This window comes from Streptomyces sp. NPDC055287, from assembly GCF_053646035.1.
This window is the reverse complement of the sequence record NZ_JBSHNE010000002.1, coordinates 238869-256225: the sequence shown is the minus strand read 5'-3', so window position 1 is coordinate 256225 and position 17357 is coordinate 238869. Positions and strand designations below refer to the sequence as shown.

At 72.5% G+C, this 17357-nt stretch carries 9 protein-coding genes; 4 read left to right on the top strand and 5 right to left on the bottom strand.

Annotated features, from left to right (window positions below; genetic code table 11):
* The first annotated feature begins 162 nt into the window (after positions 1-162).
* Positions 163-417 carry a mycoredoxin gene (locus tag ACWIHY_RS04450; protein WP_454374099.1) on the top strand — a complete coding sequence of 85 codons (255 nt, stop codon included), beginning with the start codon at positions 163-165 and terminating at the stop codon, positions 415-417.
* 122 nt (positions 418-539) lie between these two features.
* On the opposite strand, the gene nudC is transcribed toward ACWIHY_RS04450, so the two are convergent.
* The 5 genes from nudC to ACWIHY_RS04425 all read right to left on the bottom strand — a co-directional run bounded on the left by nudC (position 540) and on the right by ACWIHY_RS04425 (position 10921).
* Entirely contained in the window at positions 540-1460 is a 921-nt protein-coding gene (gene nudC / locus ACWIHY_RS04445; RefSeq protein WP_454374410.1) for an NAD(+) diphosphatase, read from the bottom strand.
* A 148-nt stretch (positions 1461-1608) separates the two neighbouring features.
* Complete coding sequence (locus tag ACWIHY_RS04440) at positions 1609-3009, bottom strand: dipeptidase (protein ID WP_454374098.1); 1401 nt, start codon at positions 3007-3009, stop codon at positions 1609-1611.
* Between the two features lie 10 nt (positions 3010-3019).
* Complete coding sequence (locus ACWIHY_RS04435) at positions 3020-6661, bottom strand: UvrD-helicase domain-containing protein (RefSeq protein WP_454374097.1); 3642 nt, start codon at positions 6659-6661, stop codon at positions 3020-3022.
* 127 nt (positions 6662-6788) lie between these two features.
* Entirely contained in the window at positions 6789-10217 is a 3429-nt protein-coding gene (locus ACWIHY_RS04430) for an ATP-dependent helicase (protein ID WP_454374096.1), read from the bottom strand.
* 308 nt (positions 10218-10525) lie between these two features.
* Entirely contained in the window at positions 10526-10921 is a 396-nt protein-coding gene (locus ACWIHY_RS04425; protein ID WP_454374095.1) for an MGMT family protein, read from the bottom strand.
* A 167-nt stretch (positions 10922-11088) separates the two neighbouring features.
* Here ACWIHY_RS04425 and ACWIHY_RS04420 point away from each other — a divergent pair, with 167 nt between their 5' ends.
* The 3 genes from ACWIHY_RS04420 to ACWIHY_RS04410 all read left to right on the top strand — a co-directional run bounded on the left by ACWIHY_RS04420 (position 11089) and on the right by ACWIHY_RS04410 (position 17265).
* Complete coding sequence (locus tag ACWIHY_RS04420) at positions 11089-13770, top strand: lysylphosphatidylglycerol synthase transmembrane domain-containing protein (RefSeq protein ID WP_454374094.1); 2682 nt, start codon at positions 11089-11091, stop codon at positions 13768-13770.
* A gap of 127 nt (positions 13771-13897) precedes the next feature.
* Positions 13898-15460: an alpha/beta hydrolase gene (locus tag ACWIHY_RS04415; protein WP_454374093.1), complete on the top strand. Its 1563-nt coding sequence runs from the start codon at positions 13898-13900 to the stop codon at positions 15458-15460.
* A 200-nt stretch (positions 15461-15660) separates the two neighbouring features.
* Positions 15661-17265: an alpha/beta hydrolase gene (locus ACWIHY_RS04410; RefSeq protein WP_454374092.1), complete on the top strand. Its 1605-nt coding sequence runs from the start codon at positions 15661-15663 to the stop codon at positions 17263-17265.
* Positions 17266-17357: the final 92 nt, after the last annotated feature.

Genomic DNA, 17357 nt, shown 5'->3' with positions numbered 1-17357 from the left:
CATGCTGCCAGGTCGGGCGAGGTGGGTGCGGCGCTTGTCCACAGGGCCCGGGCACTCGTCGTACTAATGCGGGAATGGCGGTCGGGTCCCGTACGTTCGACTCACTGGAATTTCGACGCACCGGGGACACGGACCCCAGCGACCCAGAGGAGCACATTCGACATGCAGGGCACAGTGACGATGTACAGCACGACGTGGTGCGGCTACTGCCGTCGGCTCAAGAGCCAGATGGACCGTGAGGGCATCGCGTACACCGAGATCAACATCGAGCTGGACCCTGAGTCGGCGGCCTTCGTCGAGAAGGCGAATGGCGGAAACCAGACGGTCCCGACCGTCCTCGTGGTCCCCGCGTCGGGTTCGCAGTCGGTCATGACCAACCCGAGCCTCGCCCAGGTCAAGCAGGCGCTGGCCGTCTGAGACGCGTACTCGCGCAAGTACACGCGTACGCGCGCAAATACGTACCGAACGCATACGGAAGGGCCCCCGGGCAGCAGCGCGGGGGCCCTTCCGTATGCGTGTGGGCGGGTGCGGGTGCGGGCTTACGGATTCAGCGGCTTCGGCAGGGGCTTGCCGTACCAGATCTCCACCAGGCGGGCCGCGATCGAGATGCCCGACGGGGGAAGGATCTCGCCGGACTCGATGGCGGCGCGCAGGTCGTCCCTGGAGAACCAGCGCGCTTCCTCGATCTCCTCGCCGTCCACGTTGATCTCCGACGACGTGGCGCGGGCCATGAAGCCCAGCATCAGGCTGGACGGGAACGGCCAGGGCTGGCTGGCGACGTACTCGACACGGCCGACGGTGACGCCCGCCTCCTCGAAGACCTCACGCGCCACCGACTCCTCGATCGTCTCGCCGGGCTCCACGAAGCCGGCGAGCGTCGAGAAACGGCCTTCCGGCCAGTGCACCTGACGGCCGAGAAGCGCGCGGTCCTCCACATCCGTGACCAGCATGATCACGGCGGGGTCGGTGCGCGGGTAGTGCTCCGCGCCGCACGCCTGGCAGCGGCGGATGTGCCCGGCGGCCGCGATGACGGTGCGCTCGCCGCAGCGCGAACAGAAACGGTGCAGCCGCTGCCAGTTCTCCAGGGCCACCGCGTGCACCATCAGGCCCGCGTCGCGCGGGTCGAGCAGGAGCCCGGCCTCGCGCAGACCGGCGGGCCGCGCGGACTGGTCCATGCGGCCCGGCAGCGAGTCCTTCTGGAGCGCGAAGTAGCTGACGCCGTCCTCGTCCGTACCGAGGAAGTAGCGGTGCGTCTCGGTGACCGGGGCCTCGAAGGCCTGGGTCATCACGAGCTCGGTGCGCCCGTCCGGGGTGTCGTCGATCAGAGCCTGTCCGCCCGAGACCACGAAGACACGGGTCGTCGGGTGGCTCCACGCCGCGGCCAGCCATGCCTCGTCGAGGCGGTGGTGCGCGGCCCGGTCGATGCCGCTCGGGGCGGTGAGCCCGATCGGCCGCTCCATGGTGTCCGCGGAGAGCGCGGTGTCCGTGCCGTCCGTACTGCCCGTGCCGGCCTCACCGCCGGTGCTTTCGGCGGTCAGGTCCGTGTGGTCGGTCGAGGTGCTCACAGGTGCTTCCAACTCCCCCTGGTGGATTCGGACGTGTTCAGGTTCAGGAGGCGCGCCAGTGCGCCGCGAGATCGCCCCACAGGTACGCGGTCGTTTCGACGCCCTTGAAGAGAAGATCGAGCTCGACCTTCTCGTTGGGGGCGTGCCAGCCGTCGGACGGTACGGAGATACCCAGGAAGAGCACTGGTGCACCGAGTACGTCCTGGAGGTCGGCCGCCGGTCCCGAGCCGCCCTCGCGCGTGAAGAGGATCTTCCGGCCGAAGGCGCGGCCCATGGCCCGTACGACGGACTGGAGGGCGGGATGGTCCAGCGGCGTCAGACACGGGCGGGTGGCGGAGGCGAACGTGATCGCATGGCGGATGCCGGCCGGGACGCGGGATGCGATCCATTCGCGTACGGCCGGCTCGATCTTGTCGGGGTCCTGGCCCGCAACCAGGCGGAACGACAGCTTCAGGTGCGCGGATGACGGGACGATCGTCTTGCCGCCGGGGCCCTGGTAGCCGCCGCCGATGCCGTTGACCTCGGCGGTCGGGCGGGCCCAGACGCGCTCAAGGGTGGTGTGGCCCGCCTCGCCGAGCGTGGCACGCGACTTGGCCGTACGGAGCCATACGGCCTCGTCGAAGGGGAGCGCGGCGAACAGCTCGCGCTCGCGGTCCGTGAGCTCGACGATGCCGTCGTAGAAACCGGGGATCGTGACGTGCTCGTTCTCGTCGTGCAGAGCCGCGACGAGGCGGCCGGCGACGGTGGCCGGGTTGGGGACGGCGCCGCCGAAGGATCCTGAGTGGATGTCCTGGTCGGGTCCGTACAGCTCGATCTCGCAGTCGGCGACGCCACGCATGCCGGTGCACACGGTCGGGGTGTCCTCGGACCACATGCCGGTGTCGGAGACGATCACCGCGTCGGCGGCGAGGCGCTCCGCGCGCTCCTCGACGAGCGCGCGGAAGTGCGGGGAGCCGGACTCCTCCTCGCCCTCGATGAGGAACTTGAGGTTGACGGCGGGGGCGGTGCGGCCGGTGGCGGCGAGGTGGGCGCGTACGCCCAGGGTGTGGAAGAACACCTGCCCCTTGTCGTCGGCGGCGCCGCGGGCGTAGAGCCTGCCGTCGACGATCTCCGGCTCGAAGGGACCGGTGTGCCAGCCGTCCTCGCGCGCGGCCGGCTGCACGTCGTGGTGCCCGTAGACGAGGACCGTGGGCGCGTCCGGGTCGCCGCTCGGCCACTCGGCGAACACCGCCGGAGCCCCGTCGGTGGGCCAGATCTCGGTGACCGGGAAGCCGGTCTCGCCGAGCTTCGCGGACAGCCACTCGGCGCTGCGCCGTACGTCGGCGGCGTGGTCCGGCTGCGCCGACACGGACGGGATGCGCAGCCACTCCGCGAGGTCGCCGAGGAAGGCCGCGCGGTGCGTGTCGATGTACGTACGGACGACGCTGTCCGGGGTGTCGCTCATGCTCACGAGCCTATCCGGCCGCCGGACCGGGCTCGTCCATCAGGATCCGTTCGAGCTCGGCGCGGCCGGGGAGGCGTGCCGGGCGCGCGATCTCGCCGGTGCGGACGTAGAGGAACGCGGCGCCCACCGAGTCGAGGGGCAGGTCGTACTGCTCGGCCCAGGCGAGGCGGTAGACGGCGAGCTGGAGGGGGTCGGCGGTGCGGGTGCGGCTGGTCTTCCAGTCGACGATCTCGTACGCGCCGGTGTCCTCGTCGCGGTACACCGCGTCCATACGGCCCCTGATCACGCGGCCCGCGAGGGTGAGGTGGAACGGGGCCTCGACACGGAAGGGCGTGCGGCGGGCATAGGGGGTGCGCTCGAACGCCTCCTTGAGCGCGGCCAGGTCGCGCTCGTCCGCGATCTCGGCCTCGGTCTCGTCGCCGCCGGGCAGCTCGTCCGGGCCGAGCATGGGCAGCGGCAGCTCCTCGAAACGCGATTCCACCCACGCGTGGAAGCGGGTTCCGCGGCGGGCGGCGGGCTGGGGCGGGCGCGGCATGGGGCGGGCGAGTTCATGGGCGAAGCCGTCGGGGTCGGCGGCGAGGCGCAGGAGCTGGGAGGCGGTGAGGGACGGCGGCACGGGAACGTCGCGAGTGCCGGCGCGGGCGCGGCGGAGCTCACCGGCGAGGGCGTCGAGGTCCCGGTCCCAGGAGGCCACGGCGCGGGCCTCTTCGGGGGTGAGGGCGGCGTTCCCCCCGGCGTCGGCCCGGGGGAACGACCGGTCGTCGGGGCGCCTTGGCCCTCCAGGCGCGCGGGGCCCGCCGGTCCCGGTGGCCGTGGCCGCCGACTCGGCCGGGCCCGTGGTGTGCGCCGGGTGCGGTCGGGCGGATGCGCTCTCGTGGCCGGGGGCCCCGGGGGCGGACTGGGCATGCTGCGGTACGCCTCCGGGCCGCTCCACGCGCGCGTGGGTGCGGGGTGCGGGTACGGCGCCGGGTCGCAACGTGGTCCAGGTGTCCCAGTCCGCCGCCGGGTCGGCGTCGAAGTCCGCGTCGAAGTCGCTTTCGTAATCCGCCCCGAAGGGCTCGTCCACGGGCTCGTCCACGGGCGCGTCGACGGGCGCGTCGACGAGATCGCCGAAGTCGGCGGCCGGCTCGGCCTCCGCATCGGCGGGGGCGGTCGCCAGGGCCGCCAAGTGAGCCATGACCGTCTCCGCCGCCCGGCGTCGCCGCGCCATCGACGTGGGGTCCAGCGGCAGCGGCCAGGCGCGGTCCGCCGCCGACTCGCGCAGGGACGGGTTCTCCTCGCCCTCCGCCGGCTCGTCCGCCCACGCCTCGATCTCGCCGAAACCGGCCGCGCAGTGGTCGTACAGCGCCCGCAGGAAGCCGGAGGGGCCGCGCGGCTTCTTCTGCGTCGGGCCCCACCAGTGCCCCGAGCCGAGGAGCAGTGAGCGCGGGCGCGTGAACGTGACGTAGCCGAGGCGCAGCTCCTCCGTGTGCTGGTGGGCCTTCATCGCGTCCTTGAAGACCTTGACGCCCTTGGCATCCCAGTCACCCACGTCAGGGAGCGTCTTCGCGTCGCCGCGCAGCGCGTGCGGCAGCACCTTCGCCTGGGACGTCCACGAGTCGCGGGACTGCTCGCTCGGGAAGTGGCCCGTGACCAGACCCGGCGCCGCGACGACGTCCCACTCCAGGCCCTTGGACTTGTGGGCGGTGAGGACCTTGACGGTGTTCTCGCCGCCGGGCAGGGCGTTGTCGAGCCCCTTCTCGTACTGCGCGGCCGTCCGCAGGAACGCGAGGAAGGCCAGCAGGTTCGCCTCTCCGTCGAGCGCGGCGAAGCCCGCCGCCGTGTCCAGGAAGTTGCTCAGCGTCTCGCGTCGGCGGGCGGCCAGGGCGTGCGGCGAGGCGGACAGTTCCACTTCGAGGCCGGTCGTGGCGAGCACCCGGTGGAGTACGTCCATGAGCGGGTCCGCGAGCGAGCGGCGCAGGTCGCGCAGCTCGGCCGCGAGGCGGGCGAAGCGGACCCGGGCGTCCGCCGAGAACGGCAGGCCGTCGTCCGGACCCCCGCCGGACTCCAGGAACGTGTCGAGCGCGTCCGCCAGGGAGATGACCTCCGCCGGGTCCACGCCCTCGACCGCCTCGGCCAGCCTCCCGTCCGGGTCGGCTTGCGCGTCGGCGCCCGGCGCCCGGTGGACGAGCAGCCGCGCCCGGCGCCCGAGCAGCGCCAGATCACGGGGGCCGATACGCCAACGCGGTCCGGTGAGGATGCGTACGAGCGAGGCATTGGCACCCGGGTCCTGGAGGACCTCGCAGACCGCGACGAGGTCCGCGACCTCGGGGAGGTGCAGCAGGCCGGAGAGGCCCACCACCTCGACCGGTACGTCGCGGGCCACCAGCGCGCCCTGGATCTCGGCGAAGTCGCCCGCCGTGCGGCACAGGACGGCGATGTCGCCGGGCTCCTTGCCCGTACGGACGAGGTGGGCTATCGAGTCGGCCAGCCACGCGATCTCCTCCGCGTGGGTGGGCAGCAGTGCGCAGCGCACGATGCCGTCGCGTTCCGCGCCCGGTGCCGGGCGCAGGGCCTCCACGCCCTCGTGCATGGCGCGCAGCGGGACGGCGAGGCCGTTGGCGAGGTCGAGGAGGCGGCCGCCGCTGCGGCGGTTCTCGCTGAGCGAGAAGCGGGCGGCGGGGCTGCCGTCGGCGTACGGGAAGTGGGCGGGGAAGTCGTCGAGATTGGCGACGGACGCGCCGCGCCAGCCGTAGATCGCCTGGCAGGGGTCACCCACCGCCGTCACCGCGTGCCCGGTGCCGCCGCCGAACAGCCCCGAAAGGAGGAGGCGCTGGGCGACGGACGTGTCCTGGTACTCGTCGAGCAGGACGACCCGGAATTCCTCCCGCAGGATCCGGCCGGCCTCCTCGCTGGTGAGCGCGAGCTCGGCGGAGAGCGCGATCTGGTCACCGAAGTCGAGGAGGTCGCGGCTGCGCTTCGCTTCGCGGTAGCGGGTGGTGAGGCTCAGCAGTTCGAGCCGGGCGGCGGCAGCCTCGGGGACCTTGCGCAGGTCGGCGTTGGAGAGCTTGACGGACGCGAGGGAGTTCAGGAGATCGGTGTCGTACGTCGCGAGGCGGGCCGGCTCCACGAGGTGCTCGGCCAGCTCCGCGTCGAGCGCCAGCAGGTCGCTGACCAGGGACGGGAACGACTTCGTGAGCGCCGGGTACGGTCCCGGCGCCTCGCGCAGCACGCGCGCGGCGAGCTGGTAGCGGGTGGCGTCGGCGAGGAGACGGGCGGTCGGTTCGAGGCCGATGCGCAGGCCGTGCTCGGCGAGGAGCTGCCCGGCGAAGGCGTGGTACGTCGAGATCCTGGGCTCGCCGGGAGGGTTGTCGGGGTCGATGACGTCGGGGTCGGTCACCCCGGCGCGCACCAGCGCCTTGCGGACGCGCTCGGCGAGCTCACCGGCCGCCTTGTTGGTGAACGTGAGGCCCAGCACCTGCTCGGGCGCCACCTGGCCCGTGCCGACCAGCCACACCACGCGCGCGGCCATGACCGTCGTCTTGCCCGAACCGGCTCCGGCCACGATGACCTGTGGGGCAGGCGGTGCGGTGATGCACGCCATCTGCTCCGGGGTGAAGGGGATGCCGAGGAGCTCTTTGAGCTGCTCGGGGTCGGTGATTCGGGCTGACACCCCAGAGAGGCTATCGGGCCCCACTGACAACGACGGTCCGTGACGACGGCACTACGACGGCAGGCGGTACGGAGCAAGCGCTTCGGAGGCAGGCGGCACGGCGCCGAGGCGCTTTCCCCGCACCGTCCTACTCGACGATGTGACGCCCCTCAGGCTGCGCGCTGCACGCGGCGCGGAACGCGCAGTGCGTGCAGTGCTGTCCGGTCGCCGGGCTGAAGCGTTCGTCGAGTACGCGGCCGGCGGCGGTGGCGAGCAGGTCGCCGACCCATTCCCCGGCGAGCGGCTCCTGCGCCTGGATCTTGGGGAGTGCCTCTCCGCCGTCCTTCTTCGCGGCCGCCTGGCGCAGCTGTACGAGTTCGGCGCCGCCGGCTTCGGGGCGCGTTCCGCTGAAGGCCTCGTCCACCGCGCCTTCCCGTACAGCCAGCTGGTAGACGGCGAGCTGCGGGTGACGGGCCACCTCGTCCCGGGTGGGCGCCGCCTTCCCGGTCTTGAAGTCGACGACGTACGCCCGTCCTTCGGCGTCCGTCTCGACGCGGTCCATGGAGCCGCGGATGCGCACCTCGTACTCGCCGCCCGCCTCCAGGGTCACGTCGAAGTCGTGCTCGGTGGCGACCGGCGTACGGCCCCCACGGTCCATGACGTGCCACTGAAGGAAGCGCTCGAGCGCCACGCGCGCGTGCTCCTTCTCCTGCTGCGACTTCCAGGGGGCGTCGAAGGCGAGCGCGTCCCAGACGGAGTCGAGGCGTTCCATGAGTACGGCGAGATCGGCGGGCGTACGGCCGGAGGCGACCTCGTCGGCGAGGACGTGCACGACGTTGCCGAAGCCCTGGGCGGCGGTCGCGGGCGCGTCCGCCTTTACCTCGCGTCCGAGGAACCACTGGAGGGAGCACGTGTTCGCGAGCTGGTCCAGTGCGCTTCCCGAGAGCGCCACGGGCTGGTCCCTGTCGCGCAGGGGGACTGCGCTGTGCGTCGGGTCGTACAGGCCCCACCAGCGGTAGGGGTGCGCGTTGGGGACCAGCGGCTGGCCGTCCTCGTCCGCGAGCGCTGCAAGACGGGCCAGCCTGCGGGCGGCGGCGTCGCGCAGCGCGGGCGCAGCCGCCGGGTCGACCGTGGTGGCGCGCAGTTCGGCCACGAGTGCGGACACGGCGAGGGGACGGCGGGGGCGGCCGGTGACGTCCTTGGGCTCGGCGCCGAGCTCGGTGAGGAAGCGGGAGGGCTGGTCGCCGTCGTCGGCGGGGGCCTTGACGGCGGTGACGACGAGCCGGTCGCGGGCGCGGGTCGCAGCGACGTAGAAGAGCCTGCGTTCCTCGGCCAGGAGGGCGCCGGGGGTGAGCGGCTCGGCGAGGCCGTCGCGGCCGATCCGGTCCGCTTCGAGGAGCGAACCGCGCCGTCGCAGGTCCGGCCACAGGCCCTCCTGTACGCCCGCCACGACGACGAGGCGCCACTCCAGGCCCTTCGACCGGTGCGCGGTCATCAGGCGTACGGCGTCGGGCCGTACGGCGCGCTTGCTGAGGGTGTCTGCGGCGATGTCCTGGGCGTCGAGCTCTTCCAGGAAGTTCAGGGCGCCGCGGCCGCCGGAGCGTTCCTCGGCACGGGCCGCGGTGTCGAAGAGCGCGCACACGGCGTCGAGGTCGCGGTCGGCGTTGCGGCCGGCCGCGCCGCCGCGCAGGGCGGCGCGTTCGAGCCGGCCCGGCCAGGACGTGCCGTTCCACAGCTCCCAGAGCGCCTCTTCGGCGGTGCCGCCGGCTTCGAGGAGGGTGCGGGCCTCGAGCAGGAGCGCGCCGAGGCGCTGGGCACCGCGTGCGTACGCCGGGTCGTGGGCCGCCAGGCGCTCGGGTTCGGCGACGGCGCGGGCGAGCAGCTCGTCGGAGGGCGGCGGGAGGCGGTTCCCGGCGGCACGCTCCTCGTCGCGCAGGGCGCGGCCGAGACGGCGCAGGTCGGCGGTGTCCATACCGGCGAGCGGCGAGGCGAGCAGCTCGGCGGCGACCTCGGTGCTGAGCCAGGTGGTGGCCCCGGTGCCTCCGGAAGCGTCGGCTTCGTGCGGAGCGACCGACGTGTCCACCGCTCCGGCGCCAGCGCTGTCACCGCCCCCGCCGAACACGTCCTGCCCCTCCGGCGCTCCGCCCCCTTGGCCGTCGGCAGACGGCGCCCGCCCGTCGTCCCGGGCGTCACCTCCCGCGCGGGCGTCACCTCCCGCGCGGTCGGCATCGTCCGCCGGGTGCGCCGGCGCCGTGAGTGCCGCCTCGGCCACCGCCCGCAGGGCCGTGAGCAGCGGGGTCACCGCCGGCTCGTGGCGCAGGGCCAGGTCGTCGCCGTCGATCTCCAGGGGGACGCCGGCGGACGTCAGAGCGCGGCGTACGGCGGGGATGGTGCGGCCGCCGGCTCGGACCAGTACCGCCATCTCGTTCCACGGCACGCCCTCCTCCAGGTGGGCGCGGCGCAGGATGTCCGCGATGTTGTCGAGCTCCGTGCCCGCCGTCGGGTACGTGAAGACGTCCGTGCGGCCCCCTTCACGCACCGCGGCCAGGTCGCGGTGCGCCCGTACCTTCTCGGCCGGCAGGCGCGTCAGCGGCATCCGGCGGGTGAGCAGACGGGTGGCCTCAAGGAGGCCGGCTCCCGAGCGGCGGGAGGTCGTCAGCACCTCCACCGGAGAAGGGCTGCCGTCCGTTCCGCGGAACGTGTCCGGGAAGTCGAGGATGCCGCCGACGTCCGCTCCGCGGAACGCGTAGATCGACTGGTCCGGGTCGCCGAAGGCCACCAGGGTGCGGCCCGATCCGGCGAGCGCGCGCAGGAGGCGGACCTGCGCCGGGTCCGTGTCCTGGTACTCGTCCACGAAGACCGCGTCGTACTGGGCGCTGAGCCGGCCGGTGAGTTCCGCCTGCTCGGCGAGCAGCACCGCGCGGTGGACCAGTTCGGCGTAGTCGAGGACGCCCTGCATGTCGAGTACGTCGAGGTACTCGGCCAGGAAGGCCGCCGCGGCCTTCCAGTCGGGCCGCCCGGTACGCGCCGCGAAGACGCCGAGGGAGTCGGGGCCTAGCCCCAGCTCCCTGCTGCGCGCGAGCACCGCGCGGACCTCGTCGGCGAAACCGCGCGTGGTGAGGCAGGCGCGCAGTTCGTCCGGCCAGTGGACGGGGGAGGGCCGGCCGTCCCGCTCCAGGTCCACGTGGCCCGCCAGCAGGTCACGTACGGCGACGTCCTGTTCGGGGCCGGACAGGAGCCGCAGCGGTTCGCTGAAGAGGTCGCTGTCCTGGTGCGCGCGGACCAGGGCGTAGCAGAAGGAGTGAAATGTGGTCGCCTGCGGCCCGTACGCGCCGCCGAGCCGCAGCGCCATCCGGTCGCGCAGCTCCACCGCCGCTTTGCGGCTGAAGGTGAGCACCAGGATGCGTTCGGGATCGGCTCCGTTGGCCACGCGCGCGGCGACCGATTCGACCAGGGTCGTCGTCTTGCCGGTGCCCGGCCCGGCGAGGACCAGCAGCGGGCCGCCGGCGTGGTCAACCACCGCACGCTGTCGTGCGTCCAGAAGAGGAGGGTCCACCGGGCCCGGCCGGGTGCGCACGAGTCGGTACGCGCCCGGAGTCCGCTGCCGCGCCCGACGGTGCGGCGGATTCCATGCGGGCCCTGGGGAACCTGCGGAATCTGGGGATGGGGAGGAGCTCACGTGGGTCGCCGGTCCTGGTGGGTGTACGGGTTTGCCTGCCGTCCCGCGCGGGACGCGGTGGATGCGGGATGAGCGGTGTGCGCGTACCGCGTGCCGACGACGCTACGCCAGTGGCCGACGGGGACGCAGCGAGTCCGCCTCCGGGGCCGCCCGGCGCCCCGCACGGTCCTGGCTTTTCCCACTTCGGCTCCGCATGCAGGAAGCTGTCAGGTGTGAGTCGTGTGAGTTTGTGCACTTCCGCCGGAGTCGGCCGTGCCGCCGTCCCACCGCGCCCGCCGCATGTCCAGGCGCGGCACGTGGGTCCCGGACTGCCGGGAGGCCGTCCGCAGCGGCGTGCCCTCTTCGCGGTAGTGCCCCAGTGCCCGCAGTTCGTGGCCGGGCAGGAGTACGCCGTCGGAACGCACCACGCGCCACCAGGGCGCCCCGCCGCCGTACAGCGCCATGACGCGTCCCACCTGGCGTGGGCCGCCCTCCTCGAGCCACTCGGCGACGTCCCCGTACGTCATCACACGGCCGGGTGGAATCGTCTCCGCCACCTCCAGCACGCGCTCGGCGTACTCGGGGAGTTCGGGGACTTCCGGTGCGTCGCTCATCCGATCCATCCTGCACCACGCCACCGACAGTCGGTGCTGCTCCGTGGGGCGTACCCAAAACACCGCACGCCCCCGCAATGCACCCTGATGCCCCCCTCTGTCATCCGGTCATGCCACCATCATCCGGGCGGTGACAGGTGATACGAGATCAAGAAGAAACGACGAAGGAGCAGGGCGTGCAGCCTCCCCCGGCGGTGAGCACCCCTGGGGCCGAGTCGCACCCTGACGCACGCGAGAGACCCACGGAGAACATGGACAGCGGGCCCGAAGGAAGCCACATCGACCGGGTCTCCGGCGACGAACCGCTGCTCTCCGCGCGCGTCCACCGCCCCTCCGACCTGGTGCGACTGCTCGTCGGCGTGCTCGGCATCATCTGTGTACTCGCCATCGCGGCCTTCGCGCACGGCACCGCCTCCGGGCTCGAACAGGACATCAGCAAGGGCACCGGGCAGACCCCCGACGTCTTCATCAAACTGGCCGGTCTGATCTCCAGCATCGCCGTATTGATCCTCCCGGTCGCCTTCGCGATCGAGCGGCTGGTCAAGCGTGACGGCCTGCGGATCGCGGACGGCGTACTCGCCGCCGTGCTCGCGCACGGTGTGGCGCTCGCCACCGACCTCTGGGTCTCCGAGGCCGCGCCGGACACGATCAGGGAAGCGCTCACACAGGCGACGGCGAACGGCGAACTTACCGATCCCGTGCACGGCTACCTCGCGCCCGTCATCGCCTACATGACAGCCGTCGGCATGGCCCGCAGGCCGCGCTGGCGCGTGGCGCTGTGGGCGGTACTGCTGCTCAATTCGTTCGCCGTACTGGTGGGCCGCCAGACCACGCCGTTCTCGATCATCGTGACCGTGCTGATCGGCTGGACGGTCGCGTACGGCACGCTGTACGCCGTCGGATCGCCGAACGTACGGCCCACCGGTCAGACGCTCCTCGCAGGCCTGCGGCACGTCGGCTTCCGCCCCGTGACGGCGATGCGCGCCGAGGACGTGCCCGACTCGGCCGAGCAGGGCGACCGCGGCCGGCGCTATCTCGTCACCCTGGAGGACGGCCCGCCCCTCGACGTCACGGTCGTCGACCGCGAGCAGCAGGCGCAGGGGTTCTTCTACCGCGTGTGGCGTCAGGTGACCCTGCGGGGCATCACGCAGCGCCGTTCGATCCAGTCGCTGCGCCAGGCCCTGGAGCAGGAGGCGCTCCTCGCGTACGCCGCCATCGCCGCCGGGGCCAACGCGCCGAAGCTGATCGCCACGTCCGAGCTCGGCCCCGACGCCGTGATGCTCGTGTACGAGCACCTGGGCGGCCGCTCGCTGGACTCGCTGCCCGACGAGGAGATCACCGACGAACTGCTGCGCGGCGCCTGGCGTCAGGTCAAGGCCCTGCAGTCGCGGCGGATCGCGCACCGCAGGCTGGTCGGCGACGCGATCCTGGTGGATCGTTCCGGCAGAGTGATCCTGACCGACCTGCGCGGGGGCGAGATCGCCGCCGGCGACGTGGTCCTGCGGATGGACGTCGCCCAGCTCCTGACCACGCTCGGCCTGCGGGCGGGCGCGGAGCGGGCCGTGGCAGCCGCCGTGGAGGTGCTGGGCCCCGACGCGGTCGCCGACAGCCTTCCGCTGCTCCAGCCGATCGCGCTGAGCCGCTCCACGCGCGCGACGCTGCGCAAGCTGGCGCGCGAGCGCTCGCAGCGGGAGCGAGAGGCCGTGATCGAGGCTTCGCAGGCTGCCAAGGCGGCGGAGGCGGCCGAGCCGGGCGCCGACGAGGCGGCGGCAGCCGGTGGCCGCAAGGACGTACGGGCCGAGAAGAAGGCCGAGAAGGGGGCCATAGAGGAGGCGCTGGAGCAGGCGCGTGAAGAGGACCTGCTGACGCAGATCCGTCACCAGGTGCTGCTCATCCGTCCGCAGGCACTGGTCGAGCCGGCCCGCCTCGAACGCATCCGGCCGCGCACCCTCGTCAGTGTCATCGCCGGCGCGTTCGTCGCGTACTTCCTGGTCTCGACGCTGATGGCCAACGACGTCAGCGACGCGATCGCGACGGCGGACTGGCGCTGGGCCGGGGTGGCCGTGCTGTTCTCCGCGCTGAGTTATCCGGCCGCGGCGATGAGCCTGCTGGGCTTCGTGCCCGAGAAGGTGTCCTTCTGGCGCACCGTCAAGGCGCAGGTGGCCGGATCCTTCGTGAAGCTGGTCGCGCCGGCGGCGATCGGAGGCGTGGCGCTCAACACGCGCTTCCTCCAGCGCGCCGGGGTACGCCCCGGGCTCGCCGTGGCGAGTGTGGGCGCCTCCCAGCTCTTCGGTCTCGCCAGCCACATCACGCTGCTGATGATCTTCGGCTATGTGACGGGCACCGAACGGACCCCGACGCTCTCCCCGTCGCGGACGGTGATCGCCGGCCTGCTGACGGCGGCGGTGCTGGCGCTGGTGGTGACAGCCGTGCCGATCCTGCGCCGGTTCGTGGTGACACGGGTGCGGTCGTTGTTCGCGGGCGTGGTACCGCGCATGCTCGACGTACTGCAGCGGCCGCAGAAGCTGATCACCGGCATCGGCGGGATGCTGCTGCTGACCGCGGCGTTCGTGATGTGCCTGGACGCTTCGATCCGCGCCTTCGACAGTGAGGTCCAGCTGAGCTACGCCACGATCGCGGTGGTCTTCCTGACGGCGAATGCGCTGGGTTCCGCCGTGCCGACACCCGGCGGTGTCGGCGCGGTCGAGGGCGCACTCATCGCCGCGCTGTCACTCGCGGGGCTGAGCGGTGCTGTCGCGACGTCTGCCGTGCTGCTGTACCGACTGCTGACGTTCTGGCTGCCGGTGCTGCCGGGGTGGCTTTGCTTCAACCACCTGACGCGCAAGGGCCAGCTCTAGGGGACCGCGTTCGGCGTGCGGTTCGTACGAGACCTGTTGTACGTACCGTTCCTCGGTACGCCCGTACGCCGTCCCGAATGGCGCTTCCCGGGGCGCACGCTCCGGCCGCCCGTCGCACGATGGACGTATGCCGACTTCCGCCGCCCTGCGTGCCACGGCCGTCTTCGCCGCCACCGCCGTTCTCGTGTCCCTCGCGGGCTGTTCCGACAACGGCGACAAGGGCAAGGACGGAAGCGGCGACTCCGGCCTCGCCGCCCAGAAGCTCGACTGGACGGACTGCCCCGCCCCGTCCGCGGCGGAGGGCGGCGGCGCCTCCCCCTCCGCTCTCCCCGGCGGCACCACCTGGCAGTGCGCCTTCATGGACGTACCGCGCGACTACGCGAAGCCCGACGGCGACATGATCGAGCTGGCGCTCATCCGCGCGAGGGCCCGTGACCCGGAGAACCGCATCGGCTCCCTCGTCTTCAACTTCGGCGGGCCCGGCGGCTCGGGCGTGACCGGCCTGCCCTCGCTGGCCGCGGACTACGAGCGGCTGCGCTCCCGCTACGACCTGGTCAGCTTCGACCCGCGCGGCGTCGGCCGCAGCGTGGGCGTCCAGTGCAAGGACGACGAGGAGCTCGACGAGTACTACGCCCAGGACAGCACTCCGGACGACGCCGCCGAGGAGAAGACCCTCACCGAAGGCCTCGCGCAGTACGCCTCAGCCTGCGAGGACAACTCGGGCGAGGAGCTGCCGCACGTCGGCACCACCAACGCCGCCCGCGACATGGACCTCATGCGCCAGGCCCTCGGCGACGACAAGCTGCACTACTTCGGCATCTCGTACGGCACCGAACTGGGCGGCGTCTACGCCCACTTGTTCCCGAAGAGGGTCGGCAGGGCGGTCTTCGACGCGGTCGTCGACCCCACCCAGACCTCGGAGCAGGGGTCGCTCGGCCAGGCCAAGGGCTTCCAGCTCGCCCTCGACAACTTCGCCAAGGACTGCGTCGAGCGCGGCGACGAGTGCGCGCTGCCCGGCAACAGTGTGAAGGAGATCGAGGACTTCATCGTCGACCTCCTCGAGCGGCTCGACAAGAAGCCCGTCAAGGGCATCGGCGACCGGGAGCTGACACAGACCCACGCCACCAACGGCATCGCCCAGACCCTCTATTCGCCGGAGTACTGGACGTACCTGGAGCAGGGCCTCGACGACGCCGACGGTGGCAACGGCGAACTGCTGCTCAGCCTTTCCGACTCCATGAACGGCCGGAACCCGGACGGTACGTACAGCAACATCGGCGCCGCCAACGCGGCGATCAACTGCGTGGACTACAAGACCCGATTCGACATGGCACAGACCAGGGCGAAGCTCCCCGGGTTCCGCGAGGTCTCGCCCGTCTTCGGCGACTTCCTGGGCTGGGGGCTGATGGGCTGCTCCGAGTGGCCGGTGGACGGCCAGTGGGACACCCCTGATGTGAGCGCGCCCGGCTCGGCCCCCATCCTCGTCATCGGCAACACCGGCGACCCCGCGACGCCCTACGCGGGCGCGAAGAGGATGGCCCAGGAGCTCGGCAAAGGCGTCGGCATCGAGCTGACCTACAAGGGCGAGGGCCACGGCGCGTACAACAGCGGCGACAAGTGTGTGCAGGCGGCGGTGGACGCCTACCTGCTGCGGGGCGAGGTCCCGGCCAACGGGACCGTGTGCCCGTAGGCGCCTGCCGGCCGGCTCCCGGCAGGTCTGTCGGCAGCGCTGCCGGTCGGCCGACCTGTCGGTGGTGCTCGGGGATCTCGACAGGGCTCTCGGCGGGGCTCCCGGCAGGGCTCTCCGTCGGGCTGTCGGGGCGGGTGTCAGTGGGGCCGCCTAGGATGACGAATCTGTATTCGAGTCCTGGGTGCTGGTGGGGGGCCACGATGGCGAATCTTGTACGGGCAGGCACCCTGGCCGCCGCCGCGTTCCTCACGGCGGCAACAGTCACCGGCTGCGGCAGCGGTTCCGCGGGCGGCGACAGGCCCACGTCGTCACCCACCGCCCCCGCGTCCGCCACACCCGAACACCGGGCCCCCGGCCGGGACGGCAGCGACCAGGCCAAGCGGCCCGTCCTGCCCGCGGCGCTCACCGGCCAGGGGCTCGACTGGAAGCGGTGCTCCGCGCCCCTCGGGGCCGGCGGCGGCGCCCAGCCGCCCGGCAGCGCCTGGCAGTGCGCCACCCTCACCGCGCCGCTGGACTACCGCGAGCCGGACGGCGAGACGATCGGCATCGCACTGATCCGCTCGAAGGCGACCGACGGCGACCGGCGCATCGGGTCCCTCCTGTTCAACTTCGGCGGGCCCGGCGGCTCGGGCGTGGCGTCGATGCCCGGCCACGCCCCGAGCTTCACGGCCCTGCACACCCGCTACGACCTGGTCAGCTTCGACCCGCGCGGTGTCGCGGCCAGCTCCGCCGTCGTCTGTCGCAGCGACCAGCAGACCGAGGCGTCCTTCCGGCTGGACTTCACGCCCGACACCCCCGCCGAGGAAAAGGCCTACCTCGACGACTCGGCCGCCTTCGGCGCGGGCTGCGCCGAGCGCTCCGGCAAGGTCCTGCCGCACGTCGCGACGAGCAGCGCCGCCCGCGACATGGACCTGATCCGCCAGGTCCTCGGCGACCGGAAGCTGAACTACTTCGGCTTCTCCTACGGCACGGAGCTGGGCGGGACGTACGCCCACCTCTTCCCGGAGCGGGCCGGGCGCATGGCGCTGGACGCGGTCGTCGACCCGTCCGCGGACTTCGTCCGTCACTCGCGCAACCAGGCGATGGGTTTCCAGCGCGCCCTGGACCACTACTTCAGGAGTACGGGCACGACCGCCGAGGCCGGCACAGCCCGTGTCGTACGGCTCCTCGACCGGCTGGACAAGAAGCCCCTGACGGCCGGTACGGACCGTCCGCTCACCCAGAGCCTCGCGGTCACCGGCATACTGTCCCAGCTCTACAGCGAGGACAGCAGACCGACGCTCACCAAGGCCCTGCGCGAGGCGGAGAACGGCGACGGCAGGACGCTGCTGCGGCTCGCCGACTCGTACAACAACCGCGACGGGAGCGGGCACTACGGCACGGATCAGCACGCCCAGCGGGCCATCCACTGCGCCGACGCCCGGGGGCGCGTGAGCGGCGACGAGGTCAGGGCGACGCATCTGGCCGACTTCCGTAAGGTCTCTCCCGCCTTCGGCCCCTACCTCGCGTGGGACCTGGCCGGCTGGTGCGCCTCCTGGCCGGTCGAGGGCGAGCACGTGACGCCCGAGGTCGGCGCGCGGGGCGCGGACCCTCTCCTGGTGATCGGCGGCAAGGGCGACTCGGCCACGCCGTACGAGGGCTCGGTGCGGATGGTCGAGGAGCTGGGCGAAGGCGTGGGTGTGCAGATCACGTACGAGGGCGAGGGCCACGGGGCGTACCTCACGGGCAACGGCTGCATAGCGCGCGCCGTGGACCGCTACTTCCTGAACGGCAAGGTCCCGGCGAACAACACCACCTGCTCCTAGCAGCCGGACAGCGCTGCCTCCGGCGTGTACGCGGCGCAGGCCCGCGCGCCACTGTCACAGTGACCGTAAATACCGAATGTCGGATTTGCGCG

What these genes read in the sequence shown, in the direction of transcription:
- ACWIHY_RS04425 (WP_454374095.1), bottom strand. Translation starts at nt 10,921, where the DNA reads ATGGATCGGATGAGCGACGCACCGGAAGTCCCCGAACTCCCCGAGTAC.
- ACWIHY_RS04410 (WP_454374092.1), top strand. Translation starts at nt 15,661, where the DNA reads ATGGCGAATCTTGTACGGGCAGGCACCCTGGCCGCCGCCGCGTTCCTC.
- ACWIHY_RS04450 (WP_454374099.1), top strand. Translation starts at nt 163, where the DNA reads ATGCAGGGCACAGTGACGATGTACAGCACGACGTGGTGCGGCTACTGC.
- nudC (WP_454374410.1), bottom strand. Translation starts at nt 1,460, where the DNA reads ATGGAGCGGCCGATCGGGCTCACCGCCCCGAGCGGCATCGACCGGGCC.
- ACWIHY_RS04440 (WP_454374098.1), bottom strand. Translation starts at nt 3,009, where the DNA reads ATGAGCGACACCCCGGACAGCGTCGTCCGTACGTACATCGACACGCAC.
- ACWIHY_RS04415 (WP_454374093.1), top strand. Translation starts at nt 13,898, where the DNA reads ATGCCGACTTCCGCCGCCCTGCGTGCCACGGCCGTCTTCGCCGCCACC.